This window comes from Bradyrhizobium glycinis (assembly GCF_016031655.1).
Taxonomy (GTDB): domain Bacteria; phylum Pseudomonadota; class Alphaproteobacteria; order Rhizobiales; family Xanthobacteraceae; genus Bradyrhizobium; species Bradyrhizobium glycinis.
This window is the reverse complement of sequence record NZ_JACCHQ010000011.1, coordinates 167,937-183,701: the sequence shown is the minus strand read 5'-3', so window position 1 is coordinate 183,701 and position 15,765 is coordinate 167,937. Positions and strand designations below refer to the sequence as shown.

The 15,765-nt window shown below is 63.6% G+C and carries 15 protein-coding genes; 12 read left to right on the top strand and 3 right to left on the bottom strand.

Features of this window, described 5'->3' with window-relative positions:
• Nucleotides 1–2: 2 nt before the first annotated feature.
• Complete coding sequence (gene glnA, locus HZZ16_RS18280; RefSeq protein WP_197950180.1) at nucleotides 3–1,433, top strand: type I glutamate--ammonia ligase; 1,431 nt, start codon at nucleotides 3–5, stop codon at nucleotides 1,431–1,433.
• Between the two features lie 13 nt (nucleotides 1,434–1,446).
• Here glnA and HZZ16_RS18275 read toward each other — a convergent pair whose 3' ends face one another.
• On the bottom strand, nucleotides 1,447–1,896 hold the full coding sequence (locus HZZ16_RS18275) for a YbhB/YbcL family Raf kinase inhibitor-like protein (protein WP_197950178.1): 450 nt from the start codon (nucleotides 1,894–1,896) through the stop codon (nucleotides 1,447–1,449).
• A 118-nt stretch (nucleotides 1,897–2,014) separates the two neighbouring features.
• Between HZZ16_RS18275 and HZZ16_RS18270 the strand changes: the two genes are divergently transcribed.
• The 3 genes from HZZ16_RS18270 to HZZ16_RS18260 are packed head-to-tail and all read left to right on the top strand — an operon-like array spanning nucleotide 2,015 to nucleotide 4,244.
• Nucleotides 2,015–3,019, top strand: coding sequence for a ribonuclease Z (locus tag HZZ16_RS18270; RefSeq protein ID WP_197950176.1), 1,005 nt, complete (start codon nucleotides 2,015–2,017; stop codon nucleotides 3,017–3,019).
• 21 nt (nucleotides 3,020–3,040) lie between these two features.
• Nucleotides 3,041–3,721, top strand: coding sequence for a phosphoribosylanthranilate isomerase (locus HZZ16_RS18265; RefSeq protein WP_197950174.1), 681 nt, complete (start codon nucleotides 3,041–3,043; stop codon nucleotides 3,719–3,721).
• A gap of 37 nt (nucleotides 3,722–3,758) precedes the next feature.
• Entirely contained in the window at nucleotides 3,759–4,244 is a 486-nt protein-coding gene (locus HZZ16_RS18260; RefSeq protein ID WP_197950172.1) for an adenosine-specific kinase, read from the top strand.
• A 40-nt stretch (nucleotides 4,245–4,284) separates the two neighbouring features.
• Here HZZ16_RS18260 and HZZ16_RS18255 read toward each other — a convergent pair whose 3' ends face one another.
• Together HZZ16_RS18255 and HZZ16_RS18250 are read right to left on the bottom strand one after the other, a co-directional pair.
• Nucleotides 4,285–4,671, bottom strand: coding sequence for an SgcJ/EcaC family oxidoreductase (locus HZZ16_RS18255; RefSeq protein ID WP_197950169.1), 387 nt, complete (start codon nucleotides 4,669–4,671; stop codon nucleotides 4,285–4,287).
• An 8-nt stretch (nucleotides 4,672–4,679) separates the two neighbouring features.
• The gene (locus tag HZZ16_RS18250) at nucleotides 4,680–6,356 is read right to left on the bottom strand and encodes a glutamine--tRNA ligase/YqeY domain fusion protein (protein ID WP_197950167.1); all 1,677 of its coding nucleotides are present in this window, start codon (nucleotides 6,354–6,356) and stop codon (nucleotides 4,680–4,682) included.
• Between the two features lie 155 nt (nucleotides 6,357–6,511).
• On the opposite strand from HZZ16_RS18250, the gene gltX reads away from it, so the two are divergent.
• The 8 genes from gltX to HZZ16_RS18210 all read left to right on the top strand — a co-directional run bounded on the left by gltX (nucleotide 6,512) and on the right by HZZ16_RS18210 (nucleotide 15,749).
• Entirely contained in the window at nucleotides 6,512–7,939 is a 1,428-nt protein-coding gene (gltX, locus tag HZZ16_RS18245) for a glutamate--tRNA ligase (protein WP_197950165.1), read from the top strand.
• A gap of 144 nt (nucleotides 7,940–8,083) precedes the next feature.
• Entirely contained in the window at nucleotides 8,084–9,385 is a 1,302-nt protein-coding gene (gltA, locus tag HZZ16_RS18240) for a citrate synthase (protein WP_197950163.1), read from the top strand.
• 185 nt (nucleotides 9,386–9,570) lie between these two features.
• Complete coding sequence (locus tag HZZ16_RS18235) at nucleotides 9,571–10,749, top strand: ROK family transcriptional regulator (protein WP_197950226.1); 1,179 nt, start codon at nucleotides 9,571–9,573, stop codon at nucleotides 10,747–10,749.
• Between the two features lie 59 nt (nucleotides 10,750–10,808).
• Nucleotides 10,809–12,095, top strand: coding sequence for an ABC transporter substrate-binding protein (locus tag HZZ16_RS18230; protein WP_197950161.1), 1,287 nt, complete (start codon nucleotides 10,809–10,811; stop codon nucleotides 12,093–12,095).
• Between the two features lie 14 nt (nucleotides 12,096–12,109).
• Nucleotides 12,110–13,015, top strand: a complete 906-nt coding sequence (locus HZZ16_RS18225; protein WP_376707575.1) for a carbohydrate ABC transporter permease — start codon at nucleotides 12,110–12,112, stop codon at nucleotides 13,013–13,015.
• The gene (locus HZZ16_RS18220; protein ID WP_197950156.1) at nucleotides 13,008–13,865 is read left to right on the top strand and encodes a carbohydrate ABC transporter permease; all 858 of its coding nucleotides are present in this window, start codon (nucleotides 13,008–13,010) and stop codon (nucleotides 13,863–13,865) included. The genes HZZ16_RS18225 and HZZ16_RS18220 overlap by 8 nt, the downstream gene beginning before the upstream one ends.
• Before the next feature lie 10 nt (nucleotides 13,866–13,875).
• Nucleotides 13,876–14,985: an ABC transporter ATP-binding protein gene (locus HZZ16_RS18215; RefSeq protein WP_197950154.1), complete on the top strand. Its 1,110-nt coding sequence runs from the start codon at nucleotides 13,876–13,878 to the stop codon at nucleotides 14,983–14,985.
• Nucleotides 14,982–15,749: an SDR family NAD(P)-dependent oxidoreductase gene (locus tag HZZ16_RS18210; RefSeq protein WP_197950151.1), complete on the top strand. Its 768-nt coding sequence runs from the start codon at nucleotides 14,982–14,984 to the stop codon at nucleotides 15,747–15,749. Before HZZ16_RS18215 ends, HZZ16_RS18210 begins: the two co-directional genes overlap by 4 nt.
• The last annotated feature ends 16 nt before the right edge of the window (nucleotides 15,750–15,765 follow it).

Genomic DNA, 15,765 nt, shown 5'->3' with positions numbered 1-15,765 from the left:
CCATGTTTCCAAAATGTGCGACGGCCGAAGATCTCGTGAAGGCGATCAAGGACGAGAAGGTCGAGATGATCGACCTGCGGTTCACTGACCTACCGGGGGTATGGCAACACTTTTCCGTCCCGCCGAGCGCGGTGAGCATCGATGCGCTCGAGGAGGGCGTCGGGTTCGACGGCTCATCGATCCGCGGCTTCCAGGAGATTCAGGAGAGCGACATGCTGGTCGTCGCCGATCCGACGACGGCCTTCCTCGACCCCTACAGCCCGGCAAAGACGCTGGTCCTCATCTGCAACATCCGCGACCCCGTGACGGGCCAATCCTATAGCCGCGATCCGCGCTATGTCGCTCAGAAGGCTGAAACCTATCTCAAGGGTACTGGTCGCGCCGATACAAGTTACTTCGGCCCGGAAGCTGAGTTTTTCGTCTTCGACGAGGTGCGCTACGGTCAGGGCATCAATTACGCCATGCATGAGATCGATTCCAGCGAAGGCAGCTGGAACACCGGCGCCGAGGAGGCGCCGAATCTGGGGCACAAGCCGCGCCCCAAGGAGGGATATTTTCCCGTTCCTCCGACCGACAGCATGCAGGCGCTGCGCACCGAAATGGTGCTGACGATGGAATCTCTAGGAATCCAGATCGAAGCCCACCACCATGAGGTCGCGACCGGCGGCCAGAACGAGATCGACATGCGCTTCACCACGCTGACCCGCATGGCCGACAATTTGATGATCTACAAATACGTGGTCAAGAACACCGCACATCAGCATGGCAAGACCGCGACCTTCATGCCGAAGCCGCTGTTCGAGGACAACGCTTCGGGCATGCACGTTCACCAGTCGCTCTGGAAGGGCGAGACCAATTTGTTCTACGATAAGGGCGACTACGCCGAGCTGAGCCAGCTCGCGCGCTACTATATCGGCGGGCTCTTGAGCCACGCCTGGGCGTTGTGCGGGCTCTGCGCCCCCACCACGAACTCCTACCGGCGCCTCGTGCCGGGTTATGAAGCTCCGATCAACCTCGTCTACTCTCAGCGCAATCGCTCCGCCTGCTGCCGGATTCCGATGTATTCGCCGAATCCGCGCGCAAAGCGCGTCGAGTTTCGTTCACCCGATCCCTCCTGCAATCCCTACCTGGCCTTCGCTGCAATGCTGATGGCGGGCCTCGACGGTATCGACAAGCAGATCGACCCTGGCAGCCCGATCGACAAGAATCTCTACGACCTCCTGCCTGCGGAGGCGAAGGAGGTGAAGTCCACGCCGGGATCGCTGGACCAGGCGCTCGACGCGCTCGAGCGCGACCACGCATTCATGCTACGCGGGGACGTCTTCACCACCGATGTGATCGAAACCTGGCTCGACTACAAGCGCAAGAAGGAGGTCGACCCGATCCGGCTGCGACCGCATCCTTACGAGTTCCATTTGTATTACGACATCTAGGGCATTCTTTCGCCTACCTCTCATACCAACCGACGAGGGTCGCCTCCGCGATCAGGTGCTTGCGCGCCTCTCGCTCGATGTCGCTGCAGGATGCATTGGCCTTTGTCGGCAGGTCCTCCATCGAGAGGGCAAGCAGTCGGAAATGATAATGATGAGGCCCATGGCCATGCGGCGGACACGGGCCGCCATAGCCCACCTTCCGAAAATCGTTGACGGCTTGCTTCATTCTGGCGTTCTGCGCGGCGTTGATCGCAAGTTCCGTGACCGCCGGCGGAATGTTGTAGACTGCCCAGTGATGCCATTTGCCGGCGGGCGCATCGGGATCGTCGCAGAGCAGGACAAGACTCCGCGCCCCCTCCGGCGCGTCGCTCCATTGCAGAGGTGGCGAAAGATTTTCGCCATCACAGGTAATCCGTCGCGGAATTGCGGCACCATCGGCGAAGGCGCTTGAAACGAGTTTCATGGCTCTCTCCTCGATCCGATTGATGTATTCTAGCTCGATCCTGCCCGGTGCGGAATCCATCGCCGTCCCCTAAGATGAGGGGAGATGCATTTGGAACTGTTGCAGCAGAATTGTTGTCATGCGACCGCTTTTCCATCCTAGCCTGGTCAACGGTCGCTACGGCGATCCAACGGTCTATGTCGAGACGCTGTTCGAGAAGCGAAGCCTGCTGTTCGATATCGGAGAGATTGCTTCACTGGCACCACGGAAGATCCGACGCGTCGATCAGGTCTTTGTCTCGCACGCGCATATCGATCATTTCGTTGGCTTCGACCATCTGCTGCGTTTGCTCGTCGGGCGCGAGAAATCGGTACAGCTGTTCGGTCCGCCCGGCTTGGCCGAGCACGTCTTTCACAAGCTTCAGGCCTATCGCTGGAACCTGGTCGAAAACTATCCCTGCGATCTTGTTTTCGACGTCAGCGAACTTGGTGCGGAAGATTCCATCTCCACCACGCGGTTCCGGCTGAGGAAAGGCTTCGCGGCAGAGCCATCCGCCTCTCGCAAGACCACTGCGGGCGTACTCTGCGATGAACCGACCCATCGCGTGTCAGCCGCGATCCTTGAGCATGGCACGCCCTGCCTCGGCTTTGCGCTGCAGGAAGCGGCCCATGTCAACGTATGGAAGAATAGGCTGTCGGAGCGTGGACTACCCGTCGGTCCCTGGTTGCTGTCGCTAAAGAAAGCCGTCGTCGAGCGTCGCGCGGAAGATCATTTGATCCATATCGAGGAAGCGGCCAAGTCGGATCGCCTCGTGCCACTCTCAAGCCTGCGCGATCTTGTGACGGTCACTGCCGGCCAGAAAATCGCCTATGTGACCGATGTTGCCGACACGCCGGCCAATCGTGCCGCCATCGTGGCGCTGATTCAGAATGCAGACATCCTCTTCATCGAGGCGGCGTTTGCGGACGCGGACGCCGCAATAGCGAAGCAGCGGGCTCATCTTACCACCACGGCTGCCGGAGAAGTCGCACGGGAAGCCAATGTCCGCCGCGTCGAGCCCTTTCATTTCTCTCCGCGCTATGGGGGAGAGCAGGAGCGGATGCTGGCCGAGGTGATGGCGGCGTTCGGGGCACCTCGCGCCTGAGACTCGGAGAGGTGACGCCCGATGTTGACCCAGATCTATGAAATCTCCACCCCCGAAGAGGCGTCAGCACTTTCGGCCATTGGCGTCGATCATATCGGCGTGCTCGTCGGAGACGGCCAATTTCCGCGCGAACTGCCGATCTCGACGGCTTCCAAGATCGGCGCGGCAATTGTACCGCCATCGAAATTCTCGGCACTGTTTCTGACCCGGGATCTTTCCTTGATTGCGTCTTGGGCGCGCGAGCTCAACCCCGCAATCGTCCATTTGGGAGCCAGCGCCGAACTGCTTTCCCCGCAAGATGTTGCTTCGCTCAAACGCATGTTGCCGGGGATCGTCGTGATGAGAAGCATACCAGTGTTCTCCGAGGAAAGCGTCGCGATTGCCGAGAGCTACGTTGGCATTGCAGACTTTCTGCTGCTCGACAGTTATCGGTCCACCGACAAGCAGATCGGCGCGCTCGGCGTGACGCATGATTGGAATATCAGTCGCCGCATCGTGGACGTTGTCCGTATTCCGGTCGTCCTCGCAGGCGGCCTCGGACCGGACAACGTCGCAGGAGCGATCCAAGCTGTCCGCCCAGCGGGCGTCGACTCCAAGACGAAGACGGATCAGGACGGTTCGCACGACAAGGACCTGGAGCGAGTCCGCCGGTTCCACGAAGCGGCTCGGGCGGCGGCTGACAATCGCTTTCCGTCGGCCTAACATGAATCGTGTAGCCCTCTCCTGGAGGAGCGCGGCCATGGAACTCACCGTCGTACCCATCGTCAAGCCGGACGCGGCCAACTTCATCTTCGGTCAGTCGCATTTCATCAAGACCGTGGAAGACCTCCACGAGGCGCTCGTTGGCACGGTTCCGGGCATCCGCTTCGGGCTCGCCTTCTGCGAAGCCTCCGGCAAGCGGCTGGTGCGCTGGTCGGGCAATGACGAAGCGGCCCTCACCCACGCCCGCAACAACGCATTGGCCATCGGCGCCGGCCACACTTTTCTGATCTTCCTGGGCGACGGCTTCTTTCCGGTCAACGTCCTGGCTGCCGTGCGCTCTGTGCCGGAGGTCTGCCGCATCTACTGCGCGACGGCCAACGCCACGCAGGTGATCGTCGCGCAAACCGAGCTCGGCCGTGGCGTGCTCGGCATAGTGGATGGCGCCTCACCGCTGGGTATCGAGACCGACGCCGACATTGCGTGGCGGAAGGACCTCCTGAGGAAGATCGGGTACAAGCTGTAGCGACCGGGTGAAGTGGATGCGATGAAGTACGCATCCGGCGCTAGATCAGCGGCGCCTTGGCCGAAGCATGGTGATTGACGATCTTCCAGTCGTCGTCCTCGCGGATGATGACCCAGCTCATCTTCACGACGAGATCGTCCCGCTCGCCGGCGAGATCGAACGTGATGGTCGCGGCCATGTTGATCAGGTCAGGGCCGGCCTGCGCGGCGTGCACCTCCGAGAAGGTCGCGCTCGGCCTGCGCCAGCGTGGCAGGCCATTGAAGTACTCGGCGACGCCGTCCCTGCCGCGATAGAGCTTCGGGTTGGAGCCGAAGAAGAACGCGTTCCTCGCATAGAGCGAGGACAGCGCAGCCGCATCGAGCGTCGCGAAGCCGGCGCACCATTTCGCGATGATGGCGGAAACGATGGCGTCGGCTTCGTTGCCCATGTTCTAGCTCAGCCCTTGGCGACTTCCTTCGCGAAAGTATCGCGCAGGCCGATGGTGCGCGAGAACACCGGCTTGCCCGGCGTCGAGTCCTTGTCGCGCACGAAATAGCCCTGGCGCTCGAACTGCATCGGCTCGGTCGAATTGCTCTCCGCAACTGATACCTCGACCCGCGCATCGGTGAGGATCTCCAGCGAGTTCGGGTTGAGATCGGCCGCAAAATTCGAAGCATCCGGGCTGGGACTAGCGAACAGCTGGTTGTAGATGCGGATCTCCGCCGGCTTGGAGGCCGACGCCGGCAGCCAGTGCATGGTCGCCTTGACCTTGCGGCCGTCGGGTGCATTGCCGCCCTTGGTCGCGGGATCGTATGTGCAGCGCAGCTCCAACACCTCGCCCTTGTCGTTCTTGATCACGCCGGTGCACTTGACGAAATAGGCATAGCGCAGCCGCACCTCGTTGCCCGGCGACAGGCGGAAGAACTTCTTCGGCGGGTTCTCCATGAAGTCGTCCTGCTCGATATAGAGCTCGCGGCCGAACGTGATTTTCCGCGTGCCGGCCGACGGATCGTCGGGATGGTTGATCGCCTCGAGCTCCTCGGTCTGCCCTTCCGGATAATTCTCGATCACGACCTTGAGCGGCTTCAACACAGCCATGCGCCGCTGCGCGGTGCGGTTCAGCTCCTCGCGGATGCAGAACTCCAGCATGCCGACATCGACGACGCTGTTGGCTTTGGCGACGCCGATGCGCTTGACGAACTCGCGAAGCGCCGCCGGCGGCACGCCGCGGCGGCGCATGCCCGCCATGGTCGGCATGCGCGGATCGTCCCAGCCCGCGACATGGCCGTCGCGGACGAGCTGCGTCAGCACGCGCTTGGACAGCAGCGTGTACGTCAGGTTCAGCCGCGCGAATTCGTACTGATGCGGCTGTGAGGGCACCGGCAGCTTCTCGATGAACCAGTCGTAGAGCGGCCGGTGGTCCTCGAACTCCAGCGTGCAGATCGAGTGCGTGATGCCTTCGATGGCGTCCGACTGGCCGTGGGCATAGTCGTAGCTCGGATAGATGCACCATGCGTTGCCGGTGCGCGGATGGTGCGCATGCAGGATGCGGTACAGCACGGGATCGCGCAGGTTGATGTTGCCCGCGGCCATGTCGATCTTGGCCCGCAGCACGCGTGCGCCGTTGGGGAATTCGCCGGCCTTCATGCGGCGGAACAGATCGAGATTCTCCTCCACGCTGCGGTCGCGGAACGGAGAGTTCTTGCCGGGCTCGGTCAGCGTGCCGCGCGAGGCGCGGATCTCCTCCTGGGTCTGGTCGTCCACATAGGCGAGCCCGTCGCGGATCAGCTTCTCCGCCCATTCGTAAAGCTGGTCGAAATAGTCCGAGGCGAAGAACAGGTTCTTGCCCCAGTCGAAGCCGAGCCAGCGCACGTCGGCCTGGATGGAATCGATATATTCCTGCTCCTCCTTGACCGGATTCGTGTCATCGAAGCGCAGGTGGCAGCGCCCCGGAAACTCCTGGGCGATGCCGAAGTTGAGTGCGATCGACTTGGCGTGGCCGATGTGCAAATAGCCGTTCGGCTCCGGCGGGAACCGGGTCACGATCTCCTTGTATTTGCCCTGATCGAGGTCGGCCTGGATGATGTCACGAATGAAATCGCGCCCAACCTCAGCTGCCACCGGTTCTGTCATTACGAAAATCCTGTAGGGAAATCAGCGGTTCTTCTGCCAAATTCGCGTGGCCGCGCCAAGAGCTTAAGCAAGGCCTGTCAGGTCCGCCGTCGCCCTTTAGTTATGTCCCGTTCCTGCTATACACCACCGCCTCCAATGCATAGGCCCTGCCAAGAATGTCCGATTCCGTCGTCACGCGCTTCGCTCCCTCGCCGACCGGCTTCCTCCATATCGGGGGCGCCCGCACGGCGCTGTTCAACTGGCTCTATGCCAAGAAGCACGGCGGCAAGATGCTGCTGCGGATCGAGGACACCGACCGGGAACGCTCCACGGAAGCCGCGATCGGCGCCATTCTCGACGGGCTGAAGTGGCTGGAGCTCGGCTGGGACGGCGAGGTCATCTACCAGTTCGCCCGCGCCGCCCGCCACCGCGAGGTCGCCGAGCAGCTGCTGGCCGACGGCAAGGCCTACCGTTGCTACGCCACCGCCGAGGAGCTCGCCGCCATGCGCGAGAAGGCGCGCAGCGAGGGGCGCACCCGCCTCTATGACGGCATGTGGCGCGACCGCGACCCGGCGACGGCTCCGGGCGACGTCAAGCCCACCATCCGCCTGCGCGCGCCGCAGACCGGCGAGACCGTGATCGAGGACCAGGTCCAGGGCCGCGTGGTCTGGCAGAACGAGAACCTCGACGATCTCGTCCTGCTGCGCGGCGACGGCAACCCGACCTACATGCTCGCGGTTGTCGTCGACGACCACGACATGGGCGTCACCCACGTGATCCGCGGCGACGACCACCTGATCAACGCCGCGCGCCAGAAGCAGATCTACGATGCGATGGGGTGGGCGCTGCCGAGCATGTCCCACATCCCGCTGATCCATGGCCCGGACGGCTCGAAATTGTCCAAGCGGCACGGCGCGCTTGGCGTCGATGCTTACCGCGCCATGGGCTACCTACCGGCTGCGCTGCGCAACTACCTCGTCCGGCTCGGCTGGAGCCACGGCGACCAGGAGATTTTCTCGACCGAGGAGATGATCGAAGCGTTCGATCTCGCCGGCGTCGGCCGTGCCGCCGCCCGCTTCGATTTTGCCAAGCTGGAAAACCTCAACGGCCATTACATCCGTCACACCGACGATCAATCGCTCGTGAGGATGTTCGTGGACGTACTCGACCACATCGTGCCGAGCCGCGACGAGATTAAGGCCAAGTTAAACGACACCACGCGCGCGCAGCTGCTCAAGGCCATGCCGGCCCTCAAGGAGCGCGCCAAGACGTTGATCGAGCTGATCGACGGCGCCCACTTCATCTTCGCCGACCGGCCGCTGGCGCTCGATCCCAAGGCGCAGGCGCTGCTGACGCCCGAGAACCGCAAGCTGATCGGCCAGCTTCATTCCGCGCTGGAGAATGTCGAGACGTGGAGCGGCGCCACCACGGAAGCGGCGCTGCGCGCCTTTGCCGAGGAAAATAGTCTCAAGCTCGGCGCGGTCGCCCAGCCGCTTCGGGCGGCGCTCACCGGACGGACGACGTCCCCTGGTATATTTGAGGTTTTGGACGTTCTGGGGCGCCAGGAAAGCCTTGGCCGGCTCATGGATCAGTCTACGACGTAAGTCGACCATGCGTGCGGCGATCTTGCAGCGCACATAGCAATAATATACCCATCTCCCCCACATTCTGGAACATCCGGCCTGCTCCCATGGTCTCCCTGGGGGCCTCCGGCTCCGGCCCGTTTCACCACACATCGGGGACCTCTGATGGACGCAAAACCAAGCCCAAAGACCGCGACGCTGACGGTCGGAAACAAGAATTTCGATCTCCCGATCCTCAGCGGCAGCGTCGGGCCTGACGTCATCGATATCGGCAAGCTCTACGGCCAGTCCGGCCTGTTCACCTACGATCCGGGCTTCACCTCGACCGCGAGCTGCCAGTCCAAGATCACCTATATCGACGGCGACGCGGGCGTGCTGGAATACCGCGGCTACCCGATCGAGCAGCTCGCCGAGCACGGCGACTTCCTGGAGACCTGCTACCTGCTGCTCTATGGGAACCTGCCGACCGCCGCGCAGAAGAAGGATTTCGACTACCGCGTGACCCATCACACGATGGTGCACGAGCAGATGGCCCGCTTCTTCCAGGGCTTCCGCCGCGACGCCCATCCGATGGCGATCATGGTTGCGGCCGTCGGCGCGCTCGCCGCGTTCTATCACGACTCCACCGACATCAACGATCCGAAGCAGCGCATGATCGCCTCCATGCGCATGATCGCGAAGATCCCGACGCTCGCGGCAATGGCCTACAAGTACACTGTCGGCCAGCCCTTCATTTATCCGAAGAACTCGCTCGGCTTTGCCGAGAACTTCCTGAACATGTGCTTCGCGGTGCCCTGCGAGGACTACAAGGTCAGCCCGGTGCTCGCCGACGCGCTGGAGAAGATCTTCATCCTGCACGCCGATCACGAGCAGAACGCCTCGACCTCGACGGTGCGCATCGCCGGCTCCTCGGGCGCCAACCCGTTCGCCTGCATCGCGGCCGGCATCGCCTGTCTCTGGGGCCCGGCCCATGGCGGCGCCAACGAGGCCGCGCTGAACATGCTCTATCAGATCGGCACGGTCGACAAGATCCCCGAGTTCATCGCCAAGGTGAAGGACAAGAACTCCGAAGTCCGCCTGATGGGCTTCGGCCACCGGGTCTACAAGAACTACGATCCTCGCGCCAAGATCATGCAGAAGATGTGTCATGCCGTGCTGAAGGAGACCGGCCATGGCGACGATCCGATGCTGAAGGTGGCGATGGAGCTCGAGAAGATCGCACTCAGCGACCAGTACTTCATCGACCGCAAGCTCTACCCGAACGTCGACTTCTATTCGGGCATCACGCTGAAGGCGATGGGCTTCCCGGTCTCGATGTTCACCGTGTTGTTCGCGGTCGCCCGCACCGTCGGCTGGATCAGCCAGTGGAGCGAGATGATCGAGGATCCCCAGCAGAAGATCGGCCGCCCGCGCCAGCTCTACACCGGCGTCGCCAAGCGGGACTACGTGCCGATCGACAAGCGCTGACAATCATCATCACGACTTTCGAAACGGCGCCCTCTTGCGATGGCGCCGTTTTCGTTTGTGAGACCGATTGCACGACCGATCCATGCTGCCGCGCACAACAACAAGTCGATGCGTGGCCCGGCCGAACGCTTGACAGCCAGAAGGCTCCGCGCGCATTCTTACACTAAGTAAGAATGACGACAGGGATGGAAATGCCGGAGCAGCCGAGAAGTCGGCGGCAGACGCGGGCTGCCATTTTGACTCATCTGCTTCAGTCGGGCGGTTCGTTTCGTCCGCCTTTGGCCAAGGCCGTGCGCCTGTCGGAAGCGAGCCTGTCGCGCATCCTGCTCGACCTGAAGGCGGAAGGCCTGATCGAGGAAGTGCGCCGCCCTGCCCCTTACGTCGGCGGCCCGACCGGCCTCGTGTCGCTCGACGGCGCGGTGGCGCTGGCAGCCTTCGAGCTGACGGCGCAGCGGCTCAGCGTCGGTGTCGGCGGCCTGTCGGGCGAGCTGCACTACACCGAGCGCGTGCCGCTGCCGAAGACGCCGAACGCCGAGACCGTCGGCCGGGCGTTTCGCGAAGCGATGACGTTGCTGCGCGACTGGACGCGGCGGCGCCGGATCACCCTCTCCCAGATCGGCGTCTCGATTCCTGGCCTCGGTCGGCTCAGCATATCGGCCAACCCGATCATTCCCTGCGACCTCGCTCGCGTCAGCGACATGTTCGGCGAGATGTTCGCGGGCGTGCCGCTCGAATTCACCAATTCAGTCGTCGCGCATGCCACCTTTCACTGCTGCCGCACGGAAAACTATCCGTTCAACGACACGCATCTGTTCGTGCTCGTCAGCCACGGCGTCGCCGGCGCCTGGATGGACGATCCGGCCGAGGCCGATGCCCTGCAGCCGATCGAGCTCGGCCACATGGTGTTCGGGCCTGACGGACCGCGCTGCCGCTGCGGACATAACGGCTGCGTCGAGGCCTATGCGTCGATTCCCGCGCTGGCCGAGCTTCTCGGCGTTTCCGAAACCGAGCTGCTCCAGCTCGGCAACGAATGGGTGAACACGGTCCCGATCTCGTCGCGCGTGCGGCAGGAATTGCGCCGACGGCTGTTCCGGCTCGGCCTTGCGATCGGCAACACGCTGAACGTCAAGCCATGCGGCGGCGTTGCGATCAGCGGCTGGCCGTCGCTTCTAGCGGAAGAGGATCGAAAAGCACTGGTCGACGGGATCGACGCCTGCCTGCTGGGCGGACGCGAATTGGCGCAGGTCTCGCTCGCCTTCGTGCCGCCGTCGACGGGCAACGATCCGCAGGCTGCGCTCGCATTCGCCGCGTTTTGTCTCGCCAGCCGCGGCGGCATGCCGGCGGCATCGACGGAGGCGGCCTGACATGCGCTGAGCCTGAATAGCCCGCAAGGGCGAAAGTTTTCACACCGGGAGGAACTGCCATGCCGATCACAACAACAAGGCGTCGTCTGCTCGCTGGATCCGCTGCCGCGCTCGCATTTCCGCACCTTGCCCGCGCGCAAGGCGCGGCCAAGCCGCGACTGACCGCGATCTCGCAATGGTCGGCGGGCAGCGATGGGGCCGCCATCACGGCGCTCGGCAAGAAATTCGAGGAGAAAGGCGGTGTCTGGCAGCACTCGCCCGTCCCCGGCTTCACCACCGAGATGATGAACAAGTTGCGCGCGCAGATCATGGCCGGTGACCCGCCTGCCTGCTCGCAGCTCAAAGGTCCCGAGATTGCGGCCTGGTCGAAGATTGCCCCGACCGTCAATCTCGACGCGCTCGTCGCGGCCGCCGGCTACGAGAAGGTCGTCGCGCCCGACCTTGCAAAACTGCACAAGCCTGGCGGCAAATGGATTGCGCTACCGCTGCAGATCTACAGCACCAACATGCTGTTCCTGTCGAAGCGCGCGATGGACAAGGCCAAGGCGGACAAGGTCCCCGTCACCTGGGCCGACTTCAACGACCTCGCCGAAAGGATGAAGACGGGCGGCGTCGCCTTCCCTATTGCCAACGGCGGCACCCGCCCGGACGACGGACAGAAATTCGAGGCGGCTCTCGCGGGCATCAGTCCCCTCGCCTATCGCGCGGCCATCATGAATCTGGAGAAGAAGGCCCTCGAGGGCCCCGAGATCAAGGCCGCGTTCGTCCAGGTGCGCAAGATCGCCGACTGGATGGACCCCAACGTCGGCGCCCAGCATTTCTCGACCAACCTGAAGCGCTTCATCGACGGCGACATGGGTATGATGATCATGGGCGGCTGGGCCCAGGGCGTCTTGCGCAATGCCGGCTTCAAGCTCGAGGACTTCATGATTGCGCCAGGCCCGAGCGACAACGGCAAGCCGGTCTTCCTGTTGAACGCCGACGCCTTCATCTTCTGGCAGCGCAAGGAGCCCGACCTGCAAGCCGGCCAGACGCTGATGGCCCAGCTCGTCATGGATCCGGCAATCCAGACGATGTACTCGCAGATCACGGGATCGATTCCGGTGCGCACCGATGTCGATCTGTCCGGCGAAGGCTGGTCCGAGGGGCAACGAACGACCGCAAAGGCCCTGAAGGACGCCATCGCCAGCAATCAGGCCGTCCTCAGCATGGCGCACAACATGGCGCAGGAAAACGGCATGACGGCCGCGATGATCGACGTGATCACCGAGTATGTGAAGAACAAGACGATCAAGCCGGAGCAGGCCGCCATGCGCCTCGCTGAGGCCGTCGAGGGCGCGCGTTGAGCAATGCCGCCACGATGAGACCGGGCCGGCCGGCGCTTCCTGAATGGGTGCGCCGGCTGCCCGAATATCTGATGATCTGGGTGCCGCTGCTGCTCTCTGCCGCGCACCTCGTCTCGTTTTCGCTTTGGACGATCTGGATCTCGTTCACACCGTCCACGCTCGTTCCCGTTACGGGCTGGGTCGGCTTGCGCAACTATTCCGCGGTCGCGGCCTCACGCAACTGGCAGATCGCCTTCGACAATCTCTTGCTGTTCGGCAGCGCCTTCGTGCTGCTGAGCGCGGTGACCGGCCTCATTCTTGCGATCCTGCTCGATCAGCGCATTCGCGGCGAGAACGTGCTGCGATCGATTTTCCTCTATCCCCTCGCGGTGTCGTTCGTCGTCACCGGCACGGTCTGGAGCTGGCTGCTCAATCCCGGCCTTGGAATCCAGAAGCTGGTCCACGACCTCGGCTGGACCACCTTCAAGTTCGACTGGCTGATCGACCGCGACATGGCGATCTGGACCATTGTCATCGCTGCGATCTGGCAATCCTCGGGCTTTGCCATGGCGCTGTTCCTTGCCGGCCTTCGCTCCGTCGACAGCGACATCATCAAGGCCGCGCAGATCGACGGCGCGGGTCCGGTCCGAACCTACCGGCGCATCATCCTGCCGTCGCTGTGGCCCATCACCATCACCGTCGTGGTGATCCAGTTGCAGTTCGCGATCTCGACGTTCGATCTCGTCCGCGCGCTCACCAACGGCGGACCGGGGATCGCGACCCAGCTGCCGGCACTCGTCGTCTACGACCTGATGTTCCAGCGCAGCCTGCTCGGCCGCGGCGCGGCAGCGGCCGTGCTGATGTTGCTCATTCTTCTCGCCGTGCTGCTGCCCTATGCGGCGTGGCGATACATCCAGCGACGGCGGGCCGCGCATGCCTGATCGCAGCTTTGCACCGAGCCGGATCTTGATCTATCTCGCCGTTTCGTTGATCGCCGCGGCCTGGCTCGCGCCGCTCGTCGTCGTGGTGCTGAACTCGCTCCGGACCAACGAGGAGATCGCGCAGGGATCGATGATCGGCTGGCCGCAGCATCTGGCCTGGAGCAATTACGCGGCAGCCTGGAGCGGCTTCTGCGTCGCCGAGACCTGCGCCGGCATCCGGCCCTACATGCTGAACTCCGCGCTGGTCACGATTCCCGCCACGATCTTCTCGACCCTGCTCGGCGCAATCGCCGGCTACGCCGTGTCGCTCTGGCGCTTTCGCGGCGACAACTGGATCTACGGCATCGTGACGCTCGGCCTGTTTCTCCCCCAGCAGATGCGCCTGTTGCCTTGGACCATCGTGCTGCGGGACGTCGGCCTCATCAACACGCTCACGGGCCTTGTGCTGATTCACACCATCCAGGGGCTCTCCTTCACCACGCTGTTCTGCCGCAGCTATTATGTCGCCATTCCCCATGAACTGATCAGGGCCGCGCGGATCGACGGCGCGGGCTTCTTCCGCATCTTCTGGCGCATCATCCTGCCGCTCTCCGGGCCGATCCTGATCGTCACGGTGATCTGGCAGTTCACCCATATCTGGAACGAGTTTCTCTATGGCGTGACGTTCATCACTGGCCAGCAGCAGCCCGTCACCGCGGCGCTTATCGCGCTGTCCGCCGCGGTCGCCGATATCCCGCAACATGGCGTGCAGAGCGCAGCGGTGATCATCGCCGCGCTGCCCACGCTGTTGATCTACCTCCTCGGCGGCAAGTACTTCGTCCGCGGCCTGACTGCCGGCGCCGTGAAATGATGGAGTTGTCATGGCAGCACTGAGCATTCGCGGCCTGTCCAAGCGCTACGCCAATCTGGAGGTGCTGAAGGACATCGCGCTCGACATCGAGAGCGGCGAGTTCACCGTGCTGGTCGGCCCGTCCGGCTGCGGCAAGTCCACGCTGCTCAACATCGTCGCCGGGCTCGACCGCCCGAGCGCGGGAACGATCGAAATCGGCGGCCGCGTCGTCAACGACGTCGCGCCGAAGGACCGCGACATCGCCATGGTGTTCCAGTCCTACGCGCTCTATCCCTCGATGACCGTACGACAGAACATCACCTTCGGCATGGAATGCCGTCACATTCCCAAGGCCGAGCAGGACGCTGCGGTCGCGAATGTCGCAAAACTGCTCCAGATCGAGCCGCTGCTCGGCCGCAAGCCCTCGCAATTGTCCGGCGGCCAGCGCCAGCGCGTGGCGATGGGGCGCGCGCTGGTGCGCAATCCCCTGCTCTTCCTGTTCGACGAGCCGCTCTCCAATCTCGACGCCAAGCTGCGCGTCGAGATGCGGATGGAGATCAAGCGCCTGCACCAGCGCATCGGCGCCACCATCGTCTATGTCACCCACGATCAGATCGAGGCGATGACGATGGCGACGCGGATCGCCGTGATGCATCAGGGCAGCGTGCAGCAATTCGCCGACCCCGACACCGTCTATCGCTTTCCCGCCAATCTGTTCGTCGCACGCTTCATGGGCTCGCCGCCGATGAACACCATGCCGGCGCGGCTCGAAGCCGAAAATGACGGCCCGGTCGTCGTGATCGGCGCGGGACGGGTCGACGAGCTTCGTCTGCGCCTGAGGGGATATGACGCCGCAGCCCCCTTTGTCGGGCGCAAGGTGGTGTTCGGAATCAGGCCGGAATGCATTGCCGAGGGCAGCCGCACATTTTCCAGCGAGGCTCCTGTCCTCGTCGAGGCGCCGGTGGAGCTGGTCGAGCCGACCGGTGCCGAGACGATGGTGTTGCTGCGGCTCGGCGGCGAGCCCGCGATGGCGCGGATCTCGCCGGATATCCGCCCCGCGCCCGGCACGTCCGCCGTCTTCGCGCTCGACACCCGCCGCATTTGCCTGTTCGACCCCGAGACGGAGCGCCTGATCGCATGACGAAGACGACCTATTCCAGCCTTGCCGGCCGCGTGGTCTTGATTACCGGAGGCGCCAGCGGCATCGGCGCCGCCTTCGTCCGGGCCTTCGCAGGCCAAGGCGCCCGGGTCGCCTTCCTCGATATCGACAAGGATGCCGGCGAAGCCCTGGTACGGGAGATAGCGACCTCGTCCGGGCCCGCGCCGCTATTCGTGCCCTGCGATATCCTCGACATCGACGCCCTGCGCAGCGCCATGGCAGAGGCCCAGCGTTCGCTCGGCGATGCCGCCGTTCTCGTCAACAACGCCGCAAACGATCAGCGTCAGGTTCTCGCCGACGTCACGCCATCCCAGTTCGACTGGATGATCGGCGTCAATCTCAAGCACGTCTTCTTCGCCGCGCAAGCGGTGGTTCCGCAGATGCAGGCGCGCGGCGGCGGCTCGATCATCAACATGTCCTCGATCGCCTGGATGCGCGGCGCGCCGGCGCTGCCGGTCTATGCCGCGGCGAAAGCGGCGATCGTCGGCTTCACCAACTCGCTGGCGCGATCGGTCGGCTCCGACCGCATTCGCGTCAACGCAATCGCGCCGGGGATGGTGATCACCGAGCGCCAGCGCCGGTTGTGGTATCCGGACGATCGGGTCATCGCCGAGATGCGCTCGCGCCAGGCGGTGCCCGATGCGGTAACGCCCGAGGACATCGCCAACATGGCGCTGTTCCTCGCCTCCGACGAAAGTCAGCGCATCACCAGCCAGTGCTTTCGCGTCGATGGCGGACTGGCTTAGGGCGGGTGCTCATGAA